26 protein-coding genes are annotated in these 18,138 nt (G+C 31.7%); 6 read left to right on the top strand and 20 right to left on the bottom strand.

Annotated features, from left to right (window positions below; all coding sequences use genetic code 11):
- Positions 1-103: 103 nt before the first annotated feature.
- Entirely contained in the window at positions 104-475 is a 372-nt protein-coding gene (dksA, locus tag QI155_RS07910; RefSeq protein WP_068861273.1) for an RNA polymerase-binding protein DksA, read from the top strand.
- On the opposite strand, the gene QI155_RS07905 is transcribed toward dksA, so the two are convergent.
- On the bottom strand, positions 462-1,289 hold the full coding sequence (locus QI155_RS07905) for an amidohydrolase family protein (protein ID WP_068861272.1): 828 nt from the start codon (positions 1,287-1,289) through the stop codon (positions 462-464). The genes dksA and QI155_RS07905 overlap by 14 nt on opposite strands.
- Positions 1,290-1,304: 15 nt before the next feature.
- Between QI155_RS07905 and QI155_RS07900 the strand changes: the two genes are divergently transcribed.
- Positions 1,305-1,982, top strand: a complete 678-nt coding sequence (locus QI155_RS07900) for an N-acetylmuramoyl-L-alanine amidase-like domain-containing protein (protein ID WP_281321392.1) — start codon at positions 1,305-1,307, stop codon at positions 1,980-1,982.
- Positions 1,983-2,861, top strand: a complete 879-nt coding sequence (locus QI155_RS07895; protein WP_281321391.1) for a cation diffusion facilitator family transporter — start codon at positions 1,983-1,985, stop codon at positions 2,859-2,861.
- Here QI155_RS07895 and QI155_RS07890 read toward each other — a convergent pair.
- The 9 genes from QI155_RS07890 to QI155_RS07850 form a co-directional block, all read right to left on the bottom strand.
- Complete coding sequence (locus tag QI155_RS07890) at positions 2,858-3,172, bottom strand: HNH endonuclease (RefSeq protein WP_068861269.1); 315 nt, start codon at positions 3,170-3,172, stop codon at positions 2,858-2,860. The genes QI155_RS07895 and QI155_RS07890 overlap by 4 nt on opposite strands.
- Positions 3,172-3,450: a DUF507 family protein gene (locus tag QI155_RS07885; protein WP_068861268.1), complete on the bottom strand. Its 279-nt coding sequence runs from the start codon at positions 3,448-3,450 to the stop codon at positions 3,172-3,174. The genes QI155_RS07890 and QI155_RS07885 overlap by 1 nt, the downstream gene beginning before the upstream one ends.
- Positions 3,447-3,728: a DUF507 family protein gene (locus QI155_RS07880; RefSeq protein WP_068861267.1), complete on the bottom strand. Its 282-nt coding sequence runs from the start codon at positions 3,726-3,728 to the stop codon at positions 3,447-3,449. The genes QI155_RS07885 and QI155_RS07880 overlap by 4 nt, the downstream gene beginning before the upstream one ends.
- 6 nt (positions 3,729-3,734) lie before the next feature.
- Positions 3,735-3,968: a 30S ribosomal protein S18 gene (gene rpsR / locus QI155_RS07875; protein WP_068861266.1), complete on the bottom strand. Its 234-nt coding sequence runs from the start codon at positions 3,966-3,968 to the stop codon at positions 3,735-3,737.
- Positions 3,969-3,980: 12 nt separating this feature from the next.
- A complete protein-coding gene (gene ssb / locus QI155_RS07870) occupies positions 3,981-4,367 on the bottom strand; it encodes a single-stranded DNA-binding protein (protein ID WP_068861265.1) in 387 nt (128 codons plus the stop codon).
- 1 nt (position 4,368) lies between these two features.
- Positions 4,369-4,731: a 30S ribosomal protein S6 gene (rpsF, locus tag QI155_RS07865; RefSeq protein WP_068861264.1), complete on the bottom strand. Its 363-nt coding sequence runs from the start codon at positions 4,729-4,731 to the stop codon at positions 4,369-4,371.
- 94 nt (positions 4,732-4,825) lie between these two features.
- On the bottom strand, positions 4,826-5,647 hold the full coding sequence (locus QI155_RS07860; protein WP_173894060.1) for a helix-turn-helix domain-containing protein: 822 nt from the start codon (positions 5,645-5,647) through the stop codon (positions 4,826-4,828).
- A gap of 78 nt (positions 5,648-5,725) precedes the next feature.
- Entirely contained in the window at positions 5,726-6,346 is a 621-nt protein-coding gene (gene nadD / locus QI155_RS07855) for a nicotinate-nucleotide adenylyltransferase (protein ID WP_068861262.1), read from the bottom strand.
- Entirely contained in the window at positions 6,343-7,593 is a 1,251-nt protein-coding gene (locus QI155_RS07850; protein ID WP_281321390.1) for a glutamate-5-semialdehyde dehydrogenase, read from the bottom strand. Before QI155_RS07850 ends, nadD begins: the two co-directional genes overlap by 4 nt.
- Positions 7,594-7,690: 97 nt before the next feature.
- Here QI155_RS07850 and QI155_RS07845 point away from each other — a divergent pair, with 97 nt between their 5' ends.
- Positions 7,691-7,873, top strand: a complete 183-nt coding sequence (locus tag QI155_RS07845; protein WP_068861261.1) for a ferredoxin — start codon at positions 7,691-7,693, stop codon at positions 7,871-7,873.
- 28 nt (positions 7,874-7,901) lie between these two features.
- On the opposite strand, the gene QI155_RS07840 is transcribed toward QI155_RS07845, so the two are convergent.
- The 4 genes from QI155_RS07840 to cimA are packed head-to-tail and all read right to left on the bottom strand — an operon-like array spanning position 7,902 to position 10,722.
- Positions 7,902-8,462 (bottom strand): NUDIX hydrolase, encoded by a 561-nt coding sequence (locus tag QI155_RS07840; RefSeq protein WP_068861260.1) that lies wholly within the window; start codon positions 8,460-8,462, stop codon positions 7,902-7,904.
- Positions 8,463-8,468: 6 nt separating this feature from the next.
- A complete protein-coding gene (locus QI155_RS07835) occupies positions 8,469-8,810 on the bottom strand; it encodes a histidine triad nucleotide-binding protein (protein ID WP_068861259.1) in 342 nt (113 codons plus the stop codon).
- 18 nt (positions 8,811-8,828) lie between these two features.
- Complete coding sequence (hisI, locus tag QI155_RS07830) at positions 8,829-9,143, bottom strand: phosphoribosyl-AMP cyclohydrolase (RefSeq protein ID WP_281321389.1); 315 nt, start codon at positions 9,141-9,143, stop codon at positions 8,829-8,831.
- The gene (gene cimA / locus QI155_RS07825) at positions 9,127-10,722 is read right to left on the bottom strand and encodes a citramalate synthase (RefSeq protein ID WP_281321388.1); all 1,596 of its coding nucleotides are present in this window, start codon (positions 10,720-10,722) and stop codon (positions 9,127-9,129) included. Before cimA ends, hisI begins: the two co-directional genes overlap by 17 nt.
- An 80-nt stretch (positions 10,723-10,802) precedes the next feature.
- Here cimA and QI155_RS07820 point away from each other — a divergent pair, with 80 nt between their 5' ends.
- Positions 10,803-12,365 (top strand): thiamine pyrophosphate-dependent enzyme, encoded by a 1,563-nt coding sequence (locus QI155_RS07820; protein ID WP_281321387.1) that lies wholly within the window; start codon positions 10,803-10,805, stop codon positions 12,363-12,365.
- Here the strand turns inward: QI155_RS07820 and QI155_RS07815 are convergent.
- Genes QI155_RS07815 through QI155_RS07795 form a run of 5 tightly spaced genes read right to left on the bottom strand, consistent with a single transcriptional unit; the run spans position 12,354 to position 16,416 of the window.
- A complete protein-coding gene (locus QI155_RS07815; protein WP_068859821.1) occupies positions 12,354-12,785 on the bottom strand; it encodes an ACT domain-containing protein in 432 nt (143 codons plus the stop codon). The genes QI155_RS07820 and QI155_RS07815 overlap by 12 nt on opposite strands.
- Positions 12,786-12,794: 9 nt before the next feature.
- A complete protein-coding gene (locus QI155_RS07810; protein WP_281321386.1) occupies positions 12,795-14,099 on the bottom strand; it encodes a phenylacetate--CoA ligase in 1,305 nt (434 codons plus the stop codon).
- A 9-nt stretch (positions 14,100-14,108) separates the two neighbouring features.
- On the bottom strand, positions 14,109-14,537 hold the full coding sequence (locus QI155_RS07805) for an ACT domain-containing protein (RefSeq protein WP_068859817.1): 429 nt from the start codon (positions 14,535-14,537) through the stop codon (positions 14,109-14,111).
- Positions 14,538-14,546: 9 nt separating this feature from the next.
- On the bottom strand, positions 14,547-15,842 hold the full coding sequence (locus tag QI155_RS07800; protein WP_068859815.1) for a phenylacetate--CoA ligase: 1,296 nt from the start codon (positions 15,840-15,842) through the stop codon (positions 14,547-14,549).
- A complete protein-coding gene (locus QI155_RS07795) occupies positions 15,778-16,416 on the bottom strand; it encodes an indolepyruvate oxidoreductase subunit beta (protein ID WP_068859813.1) in 639 nt (212 codons plus the stop codon). Before QI155_RS07795 ends, QI155_RS07800 begins: the two co-directional genes overlap by 65 nt.
- 72 nt (positions 16,417-16,488) lie before the next feature.
- On the opposite strand from QI155_RS07795, the gene QI155_RS07790 reads away from it, so the two are divergent.
- On the top strand, positions 16,489-17,379 hold the full coding sequence (locus tag QI155_RS07790) for a selenium metabolism-associated LysR family transcriptional regulator (protein WP_068859811.1): 891 nt from the start codon (positions 16,489-16,491) through the stop codon (positions 17,377-17,379).
- On the opposite strand, the gene QI155_RS07785 is transcribed toward QI155_RS07790, so the two are convergent.
- A complete protein-coding gene (locus QI155_RS07785; protein ID WP_281321385.1) occupies positions 17,369-18,109 on the bottom strand; it encodes a thioredoxin fold domain-containing protein in 741 nt (246 codons plus the stop codon). The genes QI155_RS07790 and QI155_RS07785 overlap by 11 nt on opposite strands.
- Positions 18,110-18,138: the final 29 nt, after the last annotated feature.

The following is an 18,138-nucleotide window of genomic DNA, read 5'->3' as shown; positions in this document are numbered from 1 at the left end:
TAATGTATCACATTAAAATAACGACCAAATATTAATCCATAAGTAGATTTGACTGTTTTATTATGTTTTTGATATGCTAAAAAATTAATACAGGAGATAGCCAATGAGCGATAAATTAAGAAAAAAAAGAATAGAAGAAATCAAAAAAAGATTGATAAAACAAAAGGAACAAATTCTTATAGATGCAGGTATAATGATTGCAAATTTACCAAATGGAGAAAATTTATCTGAGATAGGAGATATAGCATCTCAGGAAATTGACAGAAGCTTTCTTTTAAGGCTCAGAGATAGAGAGAGAAAGCTTCTTAAAAAAATTGAAAAAACTCTTGAAAAGATAGAAAATGGTACCTATGGTATATGTGAATCCTGCGGTGTAGAAATACCCATTGAGAGACTTGAGGCAAGGCCTGTTACTGATTTATGTATTGAGTGCAAGACAGAACAAGAAGAGGCTGAAAAACTTAAAGAGAGTTAATTTTTAGAAGTCTTTTTGGATTTTTTTCTGCTGCGAGTTTTATTTTTTGTTCATCGATATTTAAATATTTTAATCTATCTACAATATTCTTAAGAGACATTGAGCCACCCAGAAGTATTTGTTTTTCTCTCCTCTGTTTAACCATATCAGATACCAAAATAATTCTTTCTGGATTTTTAACTTGGAATATCCATTGTAAAAGATTGTCATTTAGATGTTTACCATCTCCGATTAATTCTATATAAATTTCTTGATTTATGAGTCCAAAGCCTGCTATCCCTAATTCTCTATGATGAATTCCTCGCATTGCATTAAAAAGATGGGTTATAAGTTGAGCACCAGCTATGAAGCCTTCCTGAGCTTCTTTATATGTAGCATCAGAATGTCCCATACTTATAATAATTCCAGTTTCAGTACATTTTTCTATGATTTTCAATGCTCCCTTAAGTTCTGGAGCCACAGTAATTACTTTAACAATATCCTCAAATCCCTCTATTAATTTTTGTAAAGTATCAACATCAGGTTTTAAAAAATAAAAACTATCCAGTGCACCAGCTTTTTCAGGATTTAAAAAGGGACCTTCAAGATAGGCACCTAATATTTTTGCTCCTTCCTTTTGATAAAGCATTGCTTTTTTTATGTTTAGAAGAGTTTTTCTCATAAAATTAATATTGGACGGGTAAAGGGTAATAAGGAATCCTTCAACTCCTGTTAAGCCATATTCTTGAGCAATTAGTAGAATTTGTTCTGGACTTTCAGCATCTTTTATATCTATTTTGCTTGTTCCATGAAAGTGGATATCAATCAAAGACATGTTTTATCATAACATATGTATTTAAAAACAGGTAAAATTGAGATAAATAACATTTTAAACAATGTGAAGGGATTTTCTGTAGAATTAAAAATAGCTGAAATTTCTAAATATTTTCTTGGTATTCCCTATGAAAAAAACACTTTATTAGGTAGTCCTACAAAAGAGGAAGAACTTGTAATTAACTTTGAAGGCGTTGACTGCATGACTTTTATTGAGTATGTGGAGGCATTAAGGCTTTCTGATGATTTAAGTTCCTTTATTGAAAATTTGAAACATGTTAGATATTTTGATGGTATTGTGGATTTTAAAAAACGAAGACATTTTTTTATTGACTGGCAGAATTTAAAATCAATTAGAGATGTTACTGAAGAAATTACTGATAGAAAGTGCTACATCGTTATGAAAAATTTAAATTTTATTGAAGGTATAGAGCCTAAATTAAAAATTATTAATTATATTCCAGCAGAAGCGATAGAAAAAATAGCGTCAAAACTTAAAACAGGTGATTATTGTGGTTTTTATACATCCAAAGAGGGACTTGATGTTATCCATGTTGGAATAATTATTAGAGATGAAAACAATTTTAGACTCAGGCATGCTTCAAGTATCAAAGGATACGTAGTTGATGAAGATTTTTTTGAATATTCAAGACAAAAAGAAGGGATGATAATTTTCAGACCTCAGGAAATTTAAATGTTACATCTTCACGAAAGAAAGAAACAAATAAAAAAAGTTCTTTTGATTACCCTTTTTTTAAACCTCACAGTATCAACAGCAAAAATAATTTATGGGTGGTTAACAAACTCTGTTGCTATCTATTCCGATGGATTTCACTCTCTTTTTGACGGAATTTCTAATATGGGTGGTTTAATTGCCCTTTCAATAGCAAGTCATCCTCCTGACAGAGAGCATCCCTATGGTCATAGAAAATTTGAAACAGTTTTTGCAATTTTTATTGGTGTTTTAATGTCCCTTACTGCCTTAGAAATAATCAGAAATGTCTATCAGTCTTTTATTGAGGGGAAAAAACCCGAGACCGATGAAAAAGCCTTTATTGTTCTTGTATTTACTTTAATAGTTAATATTTTTGTTGCATTCTATGAAAAGAAAAAGGGTAAGGAACTTAAAAGCGAATTTTTAATAGCTGATTCAGCCCATACAAGAAGCGATATTTATATAACCTTAGGAGTCATAGGAAGTGTTACATTAACAACATTTACAGAGTTTTATTTTATTGATCCCTTAGCAGGTTTGATTGTTGGAGTATTTGTTGCAAGAGAGGCAATTTTAATAATAAAGGAATCTGCTAATATTCTTGCTGATAGAACTGCAATTGATGGTAATAAAATTGTAAGCCTTGTTGAAACCTGTAGTGATGTAGAAGCCTGCAGAGATGTTAGAACACGAGGCACAGCAGGACAGATATTTGTTGATTTAAAAATTTTAATAAATCCTTCAATATCAGTATCAGAAGCCCATGATATAGCAGAAAAGGTAGAAGAATTAATTAAAAAAGAATTTCCCGATGTTGTTGATGTAGTAGTTCATGTAGAACCCTTTGAAAAGAATTAAAGTATTTTTTCAGAATCGAGGGAATTCAATGAATTTAGATACTGTTCCCATTCAAGAGGAAGCATATATTTTTTTTTATTATTACATTCTTTGCAGGCTGGCACTATATTACTTTTAACTGATTTACCACCTCTTATAAGAGGTATCACATGATCCATTGTTAGTTCTTTTTCAGGGACTTCTTTGCCGCAGTAATAACATCTTCTTTTTGAAATTTTCTTACGCCACCAGGAACTGTTTTTAAGAATTCTTGCTTTTTGTTTTTCCTTCTTTATTTCTTCTTGAGTTACATAAGGGATAAATCTATCCATTAACGACCAAATCTCTTTTTTTCCTCTTCTTCAAAAAATTTGTTGTAAAGAATATTCCATTCAGAACTTCCTTCAACAATTTTCTTTGAAAATGATTGAAGTTTTCTTTTCACCACTTCATCAATTGCTTCACCAATTTTTAAAGCCTGAATAAAGCTTCTTTTAATTTCTCTTCTTACTTCTTGCTCTTCAACCTTTAACTTGATTAAACCTTTGTTTATTAAACCATTGAATAAAACATGTGAAGTATGTGTTATTTTTTCATCTGAAAGTATCATAGGACTAAATTTCTCTGTTTTACAAGTTTTTGTTTAGTCATTTCAAAAAGTTTTCTGTAATCAAGCTTACCCTTTTCAATTTCAGATTCATATTTTTTCAGAATTTCTCTTACTTCTTCATTAAGCCTGTCTTCTACCATTAATTCATCTAAAATCAGCTTTTCAGCTTCTTCAATAAGTTGTTCCTTTGGAACAATTGATTCAATCATATTTTTCTTTAAAAGATTTTCTATTATGGTGTTAGCTATATAAGGTATCCAGTTTTTTGGAATCCTCATTTTTAATTAAATCTCAATATATGGTAATAATGCTATTGACCTTGCTCTCTTAATTGCCTTAGTCAACTGCCTTTGATGTCTTGAGCATGTGCCAGTCATCTTTCTTGACAGAATTTTTCCCCTTTCAGTCATGTAGTTTCTTAGTAGTTTAGAATTTTTGTAATCAATAAATTCAATCTTCTCAGCACAAAATTTGCAGTATTTTTTTCTAAAAAACCTTCTTTGTGATCCTTGTTGCATAAAATTCCTCCTTTAAAATGGCTCTAAATCTGTATATTCTTCTGGTGGAATCTGATCTACTTCATGAGATTCTGTAGTTTCTCTTTTTGGTAAAAATCTTATATTACTTGCTATTATCTCAAATTTACTTCTTTTTTGTCCTTCGTATTCCCATCTTCTTTCTCTCAATCTACCTTCTACCAGAACCATTCTTCCTTTATTAAGATACTGCGTACATGTTTCTGCCTGTTTACCAAAAACTACTGCATCAATAAAGAGAGTTTCTTCCTTTAGTTCTTCACCTTGTCTATATCTTGAATTTACTGCGATTGGGACAGTTGCAACCGCAACACCTGTAGGAGTGTATCTGATTTCAGGATCTCTGGTTAAATTTCCTATCAGTATTATTCTGTTGTACATTTTATCCCTTTGATACTATTTCTGAAGGTTCTACTGGTATTCCCTTAATCTCAGGCGGTAATTGAGCAATTTGTTTTTTACTTAATTTAATAATCATATACTTAAATACAGGATCATAGACCTTATAAAATTCCTCCATGATTTTGATAGATGATGAAGGCGCTTTAAAAATGAATAAAATATAATATCCCATAGTTTGCTTATTAAGCTTATAAGTTAATTTTTTCTTCCCCCAGTTTTCTATTTTTAAAACTTCTCCACCATTATCTTTAATAATGGAAGAAATTTTCTTAATAGAATCTTGAACCTCTTCTTCTGAAAGAGTTGGCAGAAGAAGTACCATTTTCTCATAAAAATTTGTCATAATGTAACCTCCATATGGATTTTAAGCCCTCCTCCTAAAGAAGAGGGCATGGAGTATTAAAGTCACAATCATTTTTATAACATATTTAAATTAATTAAATCAAATTATAGTTTTTTAGTTTTTTACTTAAAGTGTTTCTGTTTATACCTAAAATTCTTGCTGCCTTAACTTGATTGTTACCTGTCTCATTTAATACTAGAATGAAAAGAGCCTTTTCAACTTCTTGAATTACTGTATCATATAAATTTGAATTATCTAAGTGACAGAGATCTCCTAAAATGTTTCCGAGTTTTGATTCAAGAAAGTTTTTTATTGAAAATTTATCATTATATTCACCAAATATATCCTTTGTTTTTAGTTTTTGATGTTTAGTCATAAGATAAGCTTTTGTCAGGCATTGTTTTAGTTGATAAAAATTTTCAGGCCAGGGATATTCTATGATAGCATCTTTTGCTTCCTTTGATAATTCTTTTAGAGGCATACACAAAAATTTGGCTATTTCATGTAATAACATATTTGCAAGAGGAATAATGTCTTGTTTTCTTTCTTTTAAAGGAGGCAAATAAAACTTTGTTGAATTTTTCAGAATTTCATATTTTTCATGACTTATTTTGTTAATTTTATACAACATTTCGTAATCAAAGTTGGATACAATAATGGCACATTTGAAGTTTATTTGTTTTTCTTTTAGAAAGGAGATATCGATTTTTTCTATATCTGTTATAATGAAAATAAAGTTTTCTTTCTTGAGAGATTTAATATCCAATCCTTGAGAGAAATTGATTATATTAGGATTAGATATTTTGTTAATTATAAAACTCACGACATGCTCTTTTTCAGTGCCTTTATCGCCATAAATGTAAAATATTGAATTTTCGTAAATAAATTTATTTAGAATCGCAAAAATTTCTTTCATTGAAGAACTCTTATATAGGTTATAAAGTTTTTGAATCTTTGAAAAATTACAATCGAAATCAAAATTTATATACATTTTTTACTCCCTGTAAAGTTTATTCTGTTCAATATAAATCCTTACCTCCTCAGGTAAAAAATAACGAATGCTTTTGTTTTTTCTTATCCTTTCTCTTAAAAAAGAAGAAGATATCGAAACTGGAAAAATTTCGATATAGTAAGCCTTTTTATCAGAATTTTTTAGTTTAAATATATTTTCAGCCTCTTTACCATTGACTAGATCCGAATACTCCAAACTTCTGTAACCTGGTCTTGACATAATTATAAAATCAATAATCCTTATCAATTCATCTGGTTTATGCCATTGTTTAATTTCATAAAAAGAGTCCACTCCAATTATAAAAAAAAGAGTATACCTCGGGTAAAGTTCCTTAAAGAATTTTAAAGTATTCACAGTATAGGAAGGTTCTTTTTGTCTTATTTCATAGTCTGAAATTTCAAAATAAGGATTTTCTTTTAATGCTAACTCTGTCATTTTAAATCTATGGGAAGCTTCTATGATGTCTGATTTTTTAAGAGGAGGCACTCCTGAGGGAACAAATATAATTTTGTCAAGCTGAAAATATTCTCTTACTTCCTCAGCACCAATCAGATGACCATAATGTATTGGGTTGAAAGTGCCTCCAAAAATACCGATTTTCATTGTCTAAGCTGTCCATTTCCGAATACGATAAATTTAGTACATGTAAGCTCTTCCAGCCCCATTGGTCCACGAGCATGAATTTTATCTGTTGAAATTCCTATCTCTGCTCCAAGTCCGAATTGATATCCATCATTTAATCTGGTTGAAGCATTAACAAAAACTGCTGAAGAATCTACTTCCCTTAAAAATCTCATAGCTTTTTCATAATTTGTAGTTACAATTGCATCGGAATGGGCTGAACCATATTTTGTTATGTGTTCGATAGCCTCATCCATGTCTTTTACAACTTTAACATTTAAAATTAAATCTAAATATTCTTTGTAGTAATCTTCTTCTTGAACTTCTTTAACATGAGAATAAATTTCTTTTGTTTTACTACATCCTCTAATTTCAACTCCTGCTTTCTCAAGTCTTTTTAACATTTTTGGTAAAAACTTTTTTGCAATTGTTTCATCTACAAGCATTGTTTCCATTGCATTACATGTAGCTGGTCTTTGAACTTTTGCATTGAAACATATTTCTTCTGCCATCTTTAAGTCTGCATCTCTGTCAACAAATACATGACATACACCTTTGTAATGTTTTAACACAGGGATCCTTGAATTTTCAGTTACTGTTCTAATGAGTCCTTCTCCGCCACGAGGAATTATGAGATCAATTATTCCTTCAAGTTTTATCATTTCAATTACAGCTTCTCTTTGAGGAATATCTATGTATGTAACAACACCATCGTGCATATCTTCATCTTTTAAAGCTTCCTTTAGAATTTTAACCAAAGCTACATTAGAGTTTATTGACTCTGAGCCACCTCTGAGAACAACAGAATTCCCAGCTTTTAGGCAAAGACCTGTCACATCAACTGTTACATTTGGTCTTGCTTCATAAATTACACCAATTACACCAATTGGAACTCTCATTCTACCTACAAGCATTCCATTGGGTCTTAACCACATCTTGGTGATTTCTCCGACTGGATCGGGTAGATTAACAACTTCCTCCAATCCCTTAATCATCTCATAAATTCTTTTTTCATTGAGGGTAAGCCTATCAATAAGAGCCTTTGTAAGCCCCTTTTTTTCTGCATTTTTTACATCTACATCATTAGCTTTAATAAGTTCATCTTTTTTCTTTTTTATATAGTCTGCCATTCTTAAAATTATTTTGTTTTTCTTGTCTGTTGATGCCCTTGCAATAAATCTTGAAGCATCCTTTGCTTGCATCGCTTTGTTTAAAATTGTTTCTTTCATAAGTCTTTCCCCCTTTAGAAAATTTTAATTTGCATATTTTAACTTTTTTTGGTATATTTTATAAAAATATATCATATTAAAAAAAGGAGGAGGTATTATGCCAACACCAGTAGTTGATTTTGACCTTTGTGTTAGTTGCGGAAGCTGTGCAGAAGTATGTCCAGAGGTATTTGAAATGAGAGATGACAAGGCATGGGTAATTGGTCCTGACAAATGTGACACCTGTGACTGCCAGCAAGCTGCTGATCTCTGCCCATCTCAAGCAATCAGATTTGAGTAATGCGTGAGGGTAGGGGGTATCCTCTACCCTAAATTATAAATTTTCGAGCAAGCTCTATAAATCCGTATATTTTTAAATCAATAAAATCGCCTTTTTCCCTTTGTTTGTCTAAAAAATCTAAAGTTTCTTTCTCGCTTACTTTTATTACCTCAATATTTTCTATTTCATCGGGAGGATAAAGTTTCTTTAAATGGTCTGGTGCCTCTTTAACATTTTTAGCAATAAATACTGTTATTACTTCCGTTGAAAGACCTGATGATACAGGTCCTTCAGCTAAGAAAATTATTTCTTCTGTCATTAATCCTGTTTCTTCTATAAGTTCTCTTTTTGCCACTTCCAATAGAGATTCCCTTTTATCATTCAGTCCTGCTGGAAATTCAATAACATATCCACCAAAGGCAGGTCTAAATTGACGGATAAAAACGAATTCTTTATTTGCTGTAATTGGAATAACTATTACAATACCTTGATTGTTTATTCTCTCTACAGCTTCCCATTTTCTTGTTTTACCTTCTTTATCTATGAAAGTAATAAGGACTATTCTTAAAAATCTACCCTGCCATAGAGTTTCTTTATTGATGATTTGCATAGTTGGTTATCCAGGAGGCCAGTGCATTTTTCTGCCTGCAAGCAGATGAAAATGAACATGAAAAACAGTTTGTCCACCATCACTGTTACAGTTAGTTACTATTCTAAATCCCCTTCCATCTATATCCTTTTGCTTGGCAATTTTTTTAGCTATGACAAATATGTGTCCTATTAATTCTTTTTCATTATCATTAATTTCAAGTAAAGTTGAATAATGTTTTTTGGGAATAATAAGAATATGAATAGGTGCCTGTGGTGCGATATCTTCAAAAGCTAAAACTAATTCATCTTCATAAACTATTTGAGATGGGATTTCTTTATTTACAATTTTACAGAATATGCAATTCATATTTTATCCTTCGGTTTTTTATATTTTTCTATAAAAACAAGTTCTATTACCTGTATGACAAGCACCACTGCCATGTTGTTTTACCATTACTAAAAGGCAGTCTTCATCACAGTCGTAATATATTGATTTTACTTCCTGAACATTACCTGAAGTTTCACCTTTTTTCCAGTATTTTTGTCTTGACCTTGACCAAAAATGGGTATATCCTGTTTCTATAGTTTTTCTTAGAGCTTCTTTGTCCATATAAGCTACCATTAAAACCTCCTTGGTGTCTATTTCTTGAATTACTGCTGGAATTAGTCCTTTATCATCAAATTTAAGTTCTGGTATCAATTTTTTTCTCCTTTTTACTTTTATAAAGCTTGTAATCTATACTATCTACAATTGCCTGCCAAGAAGCTTCAATTATATTCTCTGAAACTCCTACAGTACCCCAAACATTTTCATCGTCTCCTGATTCTATCAATACTCTTACTTTTGAAGCAGTACCTCTACCTGAATTAACAACTCTAACCTTGTAATCCTTTAATTTCACTTTTTTAAGTTCAGGATAAAATCTTTCTAACGCCTTTCTTAAGGCATTATCAAGGGCATTAACAGGACCATTTCCTGTTGCTGCTGTATGTTCAATACGTTTTCCAACTTTGACCATTATTGTAGCTTCACTTAAAGTTGGTTCATCTCCCTTTCTTTTTTCATCAATTACTCTGAAACCTATTAAATCAAAGAATTTTCTCTTTAATCCGAGAGTTTTATTAAAGAGTAATTCTAAGGAAGCCTCTGCTCCCTCAAATTGAAATCCCTCACTTTCTAAATTTTTAACTGCATCGACAATTGCTTGCACATCTGGCGAATTTGGGTCAAGAAGAATCCCAAACTCTTCTGCTTTTTTAAGAATATTGCTTTTACCAGCCAAATCAGAAACTAAAACTCTCTGTCTGTTTCCAACAAGTTCTGGTTTTATGTGTTCGTAGGTTGCGGAACATCTCATTACAGCGCTTACGTGAACACCGCCTTTGTGAGCAAATGCACTTTCTCCAACAAATGGTTGCCTTTTAAAGGGATTTATATTGGCTATTTCGTAAACAAATCTTGAAATTTCAGTTAATTTTTTTAAATTGTCATCATCAATACATTTAAATCCCAATTTTAATTGAAGATTAGGGATTATTGAGCATAAATTAGCATTACCACATCTTTCACCAAAACCATTCATGGTGCCTTGAACTTGAGTAACTCCATTTAAAACTGCTATTATGCTGTTGGCTACAGCGCAATCTGAATCATTATGTGCATGAATTCCCAAAGGTGATTTAATTTTTTGTTTAACTTCTTTTACAATTTTTTCCACTTCATAGGGAAGGGTACCACCGTTTGTATCACAAAGAACAATACAATCTGCTTTGGCTTGCTCGGCAACTTGTAAACATTTTATAGCATAGTTAGGATTACTTTTATATCCATCAAAGAAGTGTTCTGCATCGAAAAAAACTTTATCTACATGTTTTTTTAAGTATGTGATTGTGTTGTATATTAAGTCAAAATTTTCTTCAAAGGGAATTTTCAATGCCTCTTTAACATGAAAATCCCATGTTTTTCCAAAGATGGTTATAGTATCTACTTGTGCAGAAACTAATGACTTTATATTAGGGTCATCATCAACTTTTATTCTTGGTTTATGAGTGCTTCCAAAGGCAACTACTTTAGCTTGTTTTAATTTTAGTTTTTTTACTTTTTTGAAATATTCTGCATCCTTTGGATTAGAACCAGGCCAGCCTCCTTCGATATAATGAATACCAAGTTCATCAAGTCTTTCAGTAATTCTAAGTTTGTCATCTAATGAAAAGGAAATATCTTCTGCTTGAGAACCATCTCGCAAGGTTGTATCATATATTTCAACACTTTTTTGCATAATAGTAATATATTATATTTTTCAAATATTAAGCAATATATGTTATATTATATACTAAAATTCATAAAAAGGAGATTTCTATGAATAAAAAGTTAATGCTTGGTACTTCAGCAATTGCTCAGGGAGCAATAGAAGCAGGAATATCTTATGCTGCTTCCTATGCAGGAACGCCTGCAACGCAAATACTTGAATATGTAGCACAGAACTCTTCTGTAAAGGCTGAATGGTCTGTCAACGAGAAAATTGCCTATGAAGTTGCATATGGTGTATCTCTTGTTGGAAGAAGAGTTCTTTGTTCAATGAAACATGTTGGATTAAATGTTGCATCAGACCCTTTTATGACCTCTGCTTATCTTGGTGTAAAAGGTGGATTTGTACTTGCAATTGGAGATGATCCAAATGCTTATTCTTCTCAAAATGAGCAAGATAGCCGATTTTATGCCTCATTTGCTAAAATCCCTTGTTTTGAACCTTCTGATCATCAGGAAGCAAAAGACATGACTTTTTTAGCCTTTGATATATCCGAAGAATTAGGCTTGCCTGTAATGATTAGAAGCCATACAAGACTTCTGCACTGCTATGCTCCTGTTAAAATAGGCTCTGTAAAAGAAGAGAAACCATTAAAAATTGAAAAAGACCCAGAACATATGATTGCAGTTCCTAAGCATGTTATTAACCTTCACAAAGAATTAAATGCAAAACAGAAAAGAATTCATGAATTGATAAAAAAATACGAATTCAACAAAATTTACCCAGGAAAATCAAAGAAAGGCATAATAGCCTGTGGAATAACCTTTCAATATGCAATGGAATTGAATAAAAAATTTCCGATTTTAAAAATTTCTGGATATCCTGTTGACGAAATTTTATTAAAAGAATTCGTAAATGGATTAGATGAAGTATATGTTTTTGAAGAGGGCTATCCATTTATTGAGAAATTAGTAAGATATTTTCATCCTAATGTTAAAGGTAAAATTTCTGGAGACTTACCAATGGAGGGCGAACTTGGTATTAATTCTATAATTAAACTTTTTAATAAATCAAAAAATAAAAATAAAGATTACGATGTAGATAAATATCTTATCCCAAGACCTCCTTTTCTTTGTCCTGGATGTCCCCATCGGGAATTTTATAAAGCTCTAATTGAGGCAAAACCAAACTTTGTTACAGGAGATATTGGTTGTTATACTCTTGGAGCCAATCCACCATTAAATGCCCTTGATACCTGTCTTTGTATGGGAGCAAGTATAAGTAAAGCTTCAGGTATTAATTCACAGGGAGTAGATAGGGTTGTTGCTGTAATTGGAGATTCTACATTTATTCATACAGGAGTTCCCGCTTTAATTAACGCAGTATATAATAAATCTAATATTCTTGTATGTATTCTTGATAATTCATCGGTTGCAATGACAGGTAATCAGCCAACACCAGCAATAGGAATAACTGCCAAGGGTGATGAGACAAAGAAGCTTAACCTTGCAGAACTATGTAAAGCCTGTGGAGCAGACAGTGTAGAAATTGTAGACCCCTATGATAAAAAGGCAACCTTTGAAGCTCTACAAAGAGGATTAAACAACCCAGGCGTCAATGTAGTAATAGCAAAAAGAGCCTGTGTTTTAATTGCAAAAAAATTAAAGAGCTAAAACATCATCCCAGGTTAAAAGTTTAATATTGCTTTCCTGAAGAATTGATATTGTTTTATCAAGATTTTCAGTTCGAAGGACTACAACTGCCTTTTCTCCCGATTTTTCAACAAAGGCATAGATGTACTCAATATTTATATTAGCATCATAAAGATACTTCAATGCCTCTGCTAATCCTCCGGGTTTATCCTTTACAGCCATAGCAATTACATTTGTAAGCTTAACTGTAAATTCATTTTTTTCAAGAATTTCCTTTGCTTTTTCAGGATCTGTAACTATCATTCTTAAAATTCCAAACTCAGATGTATCAGCAATTGATAGAGCTCTAATGTTGATATTAGAATCTGCAAGTGCCTTTAAAGCTTCATAGAGTCTTCCTCTTTTGTTTTCTAAAAAAACTGAAAGCTGTTTTATTTTCATGATTACCTCCTAATCATGTAAACTTCTTTTATCAACTATTCTTTTTGCCTTTCCTTCACTTCTTGGCAGACTCTTGGGCTCAACCAAAGTAACCTTAACTCTTATTCCTGTTATATCTTCGATTCTTTTTTCAAGTTTTCTTCTAAGATTTTCAATATGTTTTACCTCGTCAGAAAAGGTTTCTTTGGACATCTCTACCATTACTTCAATTTCATCAAGATGTTGTGGTCTTGTAATTATTATCTGATAGTGTGGTTCAACTCCTTGAACTTCTAAGATTGCCTTTTCAATCTGATAAGGGAATATCATTACACCTCTTACTTTTATCATGTCATCTGTTCTTCCACGAATTCTTTCAATTCGAGCAAAAGTTCTACCACAGGCACACTTATCCCGAATTATTGATGTTATATCCCTTGTTCTAAATCTTAACATTGGCATTCCTTCGCGGGTTAGAGTTGTAAGAACAAGTTCACCTCTTTGTCCATCGGAAACAGGGTCTCCTGTATCAGGATCTATTACCTCAACAAAAAAATGGTCTTCAAAGACATGTAATCCCTTTTTTTCAGAACACTCATGGGCAACGCCTGGACCTATAATTTCTGTAAGTCCATATATGTTATAGGCATTCAGATTAAATCTTTTTTCAATCTCTGTTCTCATTGCTTCTGTCCACATTTCTGCACCAAAACATCCTGCCTTTAGTTTAAGTGTTGCTGGCTCAATTCCCATTTCCTGAGCAACTTCTGCCATGTAAAGAGCGTATGATGGAGTACAAGCAAGAATTGTTGTTCCAAAATCTCTCATAATTTCTATTTGTCTACGAGTATTTCCAGCTGAAGCAGGAACAATCATTGCTCCTATTTTCCTTGCTCCATAGTGAACTCCAAATCCACCCGTAAATAATCCGTATCCATAAGCTACTTGTACTATATCATTTTTTGTAGTCCCTGCCATTGTAAGGCATCTCGCCATTACTTCTCCCCAAATCTCTATATCTGATAGAGTATATCCTGCTACAATAGGCCTTCCTGTAGTTCCACTTGACATATGAATTTCAACAATTTCACTTAGGGGTGAAGCAAACATACCGAAGGGGTAAACCTCCCTTAAATCTGCTTTACTTGTAAAGGGTATTTTTCTTATATCTTCAAGTTTTTTAATATCATCAGGAGAGACTTGAGCTTCATCAAATTTCTTTCTGTAGTAGGGAATCTTTTCATAGGCTCTCTTTATTGTTGTTTTTAATCTTTCAAGTTGGATTTCCCTTAGTTTTTCTTCATCAATACATTCTATATCTTTATCCCAAAACATAGTTACACCTCATACAATTTCTTGGGGTTTTAAAAATTTTAGGTTTTCTTCTTTAAGAGACTCCATTGCCTTAGCAGTGTCTTCTACTTCCACTATTAAATAGGCTTTTTTTCTGGTCTCTGCAACATACACTGAAGCACTTTCTATATTAATTCCCTTTGAAGATAGAATTTTTACTACCTCATACAAACCACCAGGCTGGTCTTTCATCTCAATTCCAATTGCCTCATTAAGGGATACAGTGAATCCTTTCTCTTTTAATAATTTATATGCTTCCTGGCATCTATTAACCATAAACTTAATAACTCCAAAACCATTTGTACTTGTAATAGAGAAAGCTAAAATATTTATATTAGCCTCCGCTAAAACTTTAGTAACTCTTTCAAGTCTTCCTGGCTTATTTTCTGCAAATACTGATATAATGTAGACTTTATCCATAAAAGCCTCCTAAATTGTTCTGTTGTCAATAACTCTTTTTGCTTTTCCTTCACTTACAGGTAGAGTTCCAGGCTCTAAAAGTTCCACTTTTGGCTTTACCATAGTAGCTGAACGAATTTTATCAATTATCTCTTCCTTCAATTTTACAAGTCTTTCAATTTTCCCATCGAAAAGTTCTCTATCAATTTCAACCTTTATTGTCATTTCATCATAAGATTCAAGAACAATCTGATAATTCTGGGCTACACCTTTAATGCTCATTAATATCTGCTCAATTTGTTGTGGGAAAATATTTACACCTTTTACAATAAACATATCATCGGAACGACCAAGAATTCTTGTAATTCTTCTGTGAGTTCTTCCGCAACTGCATGGTTCAGGAATAACTCTTGTTAAATCTCGGGTTCTGTATCTTATTAAGGGCATTGCTTCTCTGTTTAGTGTTGTAAGTACAAGTTCACCAATTTCTCCTTCAGGAACTGGCTCTCCTGTTTCTGGATTTATTATTTCCATCAGGAAGTTATCTTCCCATATGTGCAATCCAGATTTATAGGGACATTCAAACCCTACTCCTGGTCCGTTCATCTCTGTAAGCCCATAACAGTTATATATGTCTATTCCAAGCATATTTTCTATTTTTCTTCGAGTTTCTTCAGAATAAGGTTCTGCACCAAGATAGGCTCTCTTTAATTTAAAATCTCTTTTGGGATCAAATCCTTTATCATATATTACAGAGGCTAAATAGAGAGCATAACTTGGTGTGATATGTAACATATTTGTTCCAAAATCTCTCATTAGATTTATCTGTCTTTCTGTATTACCAGGACCTGCAGGAATAACAAGAATGCCTACTTTTTCAGCTCCATAATGCATAACAAAGGCTCCAGTAAAAAGTCCATAAGTCATGCTGTTTTGTAAGATTTCACCCCTTTGGGCTCCTGTCATAACAAGACATCTTGCAATAAGTTCAGCAGAATTGTTTATATCTTTCTTTGAAAAAAATATAGCCTTTGGTTTTCCTGTTGTTCCACTTGAAGTATGAAGCCTTATAAGTTTATCAATAGAAACAGTAAGAAGTCCAAAGGGATAATCTACATAGAGGTCTTCTTTTGTTGTAAAAGGGAGTTTATATATATCTTCAAGGTTTTTTATATCTGATGGTTTTATTTTTGCCTGATTAAATTTTGTTTTATAGTGGGGTACTTTTTGGTAAACCTTTCTTAAGGTTTTTTGAAGTCTTTCAAATTGAAGTTCTCGTAACTTTTTTCTTTCTAATGTTTCTATTTCCTTGTTCCAAAATGGCATTTTTCTCTGCTAACCTCCTGCCTTCTTTGAATGCATTTATATTCAAATCAATCGTTTTTGAAGGAACAGAATCTTTTATTACTTCAATCCATAAGTCTTCATTGAAAGGTAAAAAAATTGATAGAACCCCTAATATGACAGAATTTTCAACTTTTATATTACCCAATTCTTTTGCCTTTGATTCCGCATCTACACTAAAAACTCTAAATCCATTTTGTGTTAGGAAAGATTCAATATTTTCTGGATATGAACTTAGATCTGTGCCAGCAGGAGGTATTTTTTTCTTATTTAAAATTATTATACCTTCAGGTTTAAGAAAAGACAAATATCTAATAGCTTCAACTTCTTCAAGGGCAACCATTATATCTGCGCTTTGATAGGGAATATGAGGAGAAAACACTTTGTTTCCAAACCTTATATGACCAACAACACTTCCGCCTCTTTGAGCCATTCCGTGAATTTCGCTTTCCTTAACATCAAAGCCACTTCTAAAGGCTGTTTCAGCAATAATTCTACTTGCTAAAACAATGCCCTGTCCACCAGTTCCTGACATTATAATATTAGTAACTGACATAAGTGGAATTTTAACACATATTAATTTTAAATTGCAATATATAAAACTTATTTGATAAACTTTTTAAATAATATGGACATACATCACTTAAAAATTTTTGTCTCAGTGTATAAAAATAAAAGCTTTTCAAAGGCTGCTAATCAAAATTTTTTAACTCAACCTACAGTAAGTGAACATATAAAAAATCTTGAGACATATCTTAATTGCAAACTTTTTGACAGAGTCGGCAAAAAGATTATTCCTACAAAGGAGGCTGATATTCTTTATGAACATGCATTGGAAATTATTGATAAATTGCAAAATTTAAAAGAAAATATTGAAAAAATAAAAAAAATACCCTCAGGAAAAATTTTAATAGGAGCAAGTACTATCCCTGGTACATACATTCTTCCTTCATTTATTGCATCATTTAAAAAATTTTACCCTGACATAAATATTCAGATTAATATCTCTGATTCCCAGAATGTCATTAATAGTATATTTTCAGGTGACATTTTACTTGGATTTGTTGGGACAAAGATAAATAATTCTTTAATTGATTACATCCCCTTTGTAGAAGATGAATTAGTTGTTGCATCCCCTAATTTTTTTGATAAATCATTTATAGATGTTACAGAACTTTTAGAATATCCGTTTATTGTAAGAGAAGAAGGCTCTGGTACTCGAAAAGAAACAGAAAAATGGTTAAATCATCTTGGGATAAAACTTGAAAATCTTAATATTGTTTGCACTTTGGGTAGCACAGATGCAGTTAAGCAAGCTATCAAAAAGGGAATTGGAATTTCTATACTCTCTATTCATGCAATAAAAGATGAAATCGAGTGTGGTAAATTAAAGGCATTAAGAATTAAAGGAAATGAAATAAAAAGGACTTTTTATATAGCAAAACACCAAAAAAGAACATTACCCTTTATTTATCAACTCTTTTATAAATTTTTAAAGGAACAGTCCTTTACTGAATAATAGAGTCAAGCCCTTCTGGTGAAAATCCAACAAATCTTTTTCCATTATATGAAATAAAAGAAGGAGTTCCATTTATGCCAATTTTTTGCATTAACACAATAGAATCTTCTATTTTCTTTAAACCTTCATCACAAACTTTGCCAGACCAATTAGAATTTAAATAATCCTTAAATTGCATACCTGAACATATCCCTTTTACAGATTTTTCCTTTGCCTGTGGATGAATTCTCTCTAAGGGAAACAATATAACCTTGACCTCAACTTTTCTTGCATCTGCCCATTGTTTTACAAGTTCCTTTGATTTTTCGCAAAAGGGACAATCAGGGTCTGTTACCATGTAGATAAATTTTTGAGCGCCTTCAGGTTTGTAGGAAAAGGCAACTACTTTTTCAATATCATTTTTGTATTCTAAAAAATTTTTTTCTTGAATTTTGTTAAGTGTAGCTTTGCTTAAAAACACTCCATCTTTATAAATATCTCCGCCTATAAAAAATGTCTTTATATCTGAAGAAACATATAAAACACCAAAATTTCCTCCCATTTGAAGGACAACCTGACAAAGATTAGTTCCTTTTACATCATTTTTTTCTAAAATTTTATCAAATTCAACATTAAATGCCTTTTTTAATTGATTTTTTAAATCGTCCTCTTTTATCTTAGTACATGGATTTGAAGTTATATTGCATGATATAAGAAAAAATATTGATAAAATCAAGATAAATTTTTTCATTTTTTCACCTCATAAAGATATTATTTTTT

Source organism: Thermodesulfovibrio sp. 1176 (assembly GCF_029946585.1).
In the GTDB taxonomy this organism is placed as follows: domain Bacteria; phylum Nitrospirota; class Thermodesulfovibrionia; order Thermodesulfovibrionales; family Thermodesulfovibrionaceae; genus Thermodesulfovibrio.
Note: the sequence above shows the minus strand (reverse complement) of the source record. Positions and strands in the feature narration are given on the sequence as shown.

Bases quoted from the DNA above. Each gene is read 5' to 3' on its own strand.
- dksA (WP_068861273.1), top strand. From the start codon at position 104: ATGAGCGATAAATTAAGAAAAAAAAGAATAGAAGAAATCAAAAAAAGA.
- QI155_RS07900 (WP_281321392.1), top strand. From the start codon at position 1,305: ATGTATTTAAAAACAGGTAAAATTGAGATAAATAACATTTTAAACAAT.
- nadD (WP_068861262.1), bottom strand. From the start codon at position 6,346: ATGAAAATCGGTATTTTTGGAGGCACTTTCAACCCAATACATTATGGT.
- QI155_RS07815 (WP_068859821.1), bottom strand. From the start codon at position 12,785: ATGAAAATAAAACAGCTTTCAGTTTTTTTAGAAAACAAAAGAGGAAGA.
- rpsF (WP_068861264.1), bottom strand. From the start codon at position 4,731: ATGACAAATTTTTATGAGAAAATGGTACTTCTTCTGCCAACTCTTTCA.
- QI155_RS07820 (WP_281321387.1), top strand. From the start codon at position 10,803: ATGAATAAAAAGTTAATGCTTGGTACTTCAGCAATTGCTCAGGGAGCA.
- QI155_RS07895 (WP_281321391.1), top strand. From the start codon at position 1,983: ATGTTACATCTTCACGAAAGAAAGAAACAAATAAAAAAAGTTCTTTTG.
- QI155_RS07795 (WP_068859813.1), bottom strand. From the start codon at position 16,416: ATGTCAGTTACTAATATTATAATGTCAGGAACTGGTGGACAGGGCATT.
- QI155_RS07880 (WP_068861267.1), bottom strand. From the start codon at position 3,728: ATGAGGATTCCAAAAAACTGGATACCTTATATAGCTAACACCATAATA.
- QI155_RS07885 (WP_068861268.1), bottom strand. From the start codon at position 3,450: ATGATACTTTCAGATGAAAAAATAACACATACTTCACATGTTTTATTC.
- QI155_RS07805 (WP_068859817.1), bottom strand. From the start codon at position 14,537: ATGGATAAAGTCTACATTATATCAGTATTTGCAGAAAATAAGCCAGGA.
- QI155_RS07810 (WP_281321386.1), bottom strand. From the start codon at position 14,099: ATGTTTTGGGATAAAGATATAGAATGTATTGATGAAGAAAAACTAAGG.
- QI155_RS07845 (WP_068861261.1), top strand. From the start codon at position 7,691: ATGCCAACACCAGTAGTTGATTTTGACCTTTGTGTTAGTTGCGGAAGC.
- QI155_RS07860 (WP_173894060.1), bottom strand. From the start codon at position 5,647: ATGAAAGAAATTTTTGCGATTCTAAATAAATTTATTTACGAAAATTCA.
- cimA (WP_281321388.1), bottom strand. From the start codon at position 10,722: ATGCAAAAAAGTGTTGAAATATATGATACAACCTTGCGAGATGGTTCT.
- QI155_RS07850 (WP_281321390.1), bottom strand. From the start codon at position 7,593: ATGAAAGAAACAATTTTAAACAAAGCGATGCAAGCAAAGGATGCTTCA.
- QI155_RS07905 (WP_068861272.1), bottom strand. From the start codon at position 1,289: ATGTCTTTGATTGATATCCACTTTCATGGAACAAGCAAAATAGATATA.
- QI155_RS07890 (WP_068861269.1), bottom strand. From the start codon at position 3,172: ATGGATAGATTTATCCCTTATGTAACTCAAGAAGAAATAAAGAAGGAA.
- ssb (WP_068861265.1), bottom strand. From the start codon at position 4,367: ATGTACAACAGAATAATACTGATAGGAAATTTAACCAGAGATCCTGAA.
- QI155_RS07800 (WP_068859815.1), bottom strand. From the start codon at position 15,842: ATGCCATTTTGGAACAAGGAAATAGAAACATTAGAAAGAAAAAAGTTA.
- QI155_RS07840 (WP_068861260.1), bottom strand. From the start codon at position 8,462: ATGCAAATCATCAATAAAGAAACTCTATGGCAGGGTAGATTTTTAAGA.
- QI155_RS07835 (WP_068861259.1), bottom strand. From the start codon at position 8,810: ATGAATTGCATATTCTGTAAAATTGTAAATAAAGAAATCCCATCTCAA.
- QI155_RS07785 (WP_281321385.1), bottom strand. From the start codon at position 18,109: ATGAAAAAATTTATCTTGATTTTATCAATATTTTTTCTTATATCATGC.
- rpsR (WP_068861266.1), bottom strand. From the start codon at position 3,968: ATGCAACAAGGATCACAAAGAAGGTTTTTTAGAAAAAAATACTGCAAA.
- QI155_RS07790 (WP_068859811.1), top strand. From the start codon at position 16,489: ATGGACATACATCACTTAAAAATTTTTGTCTCAGTGTATAAAAATAAA.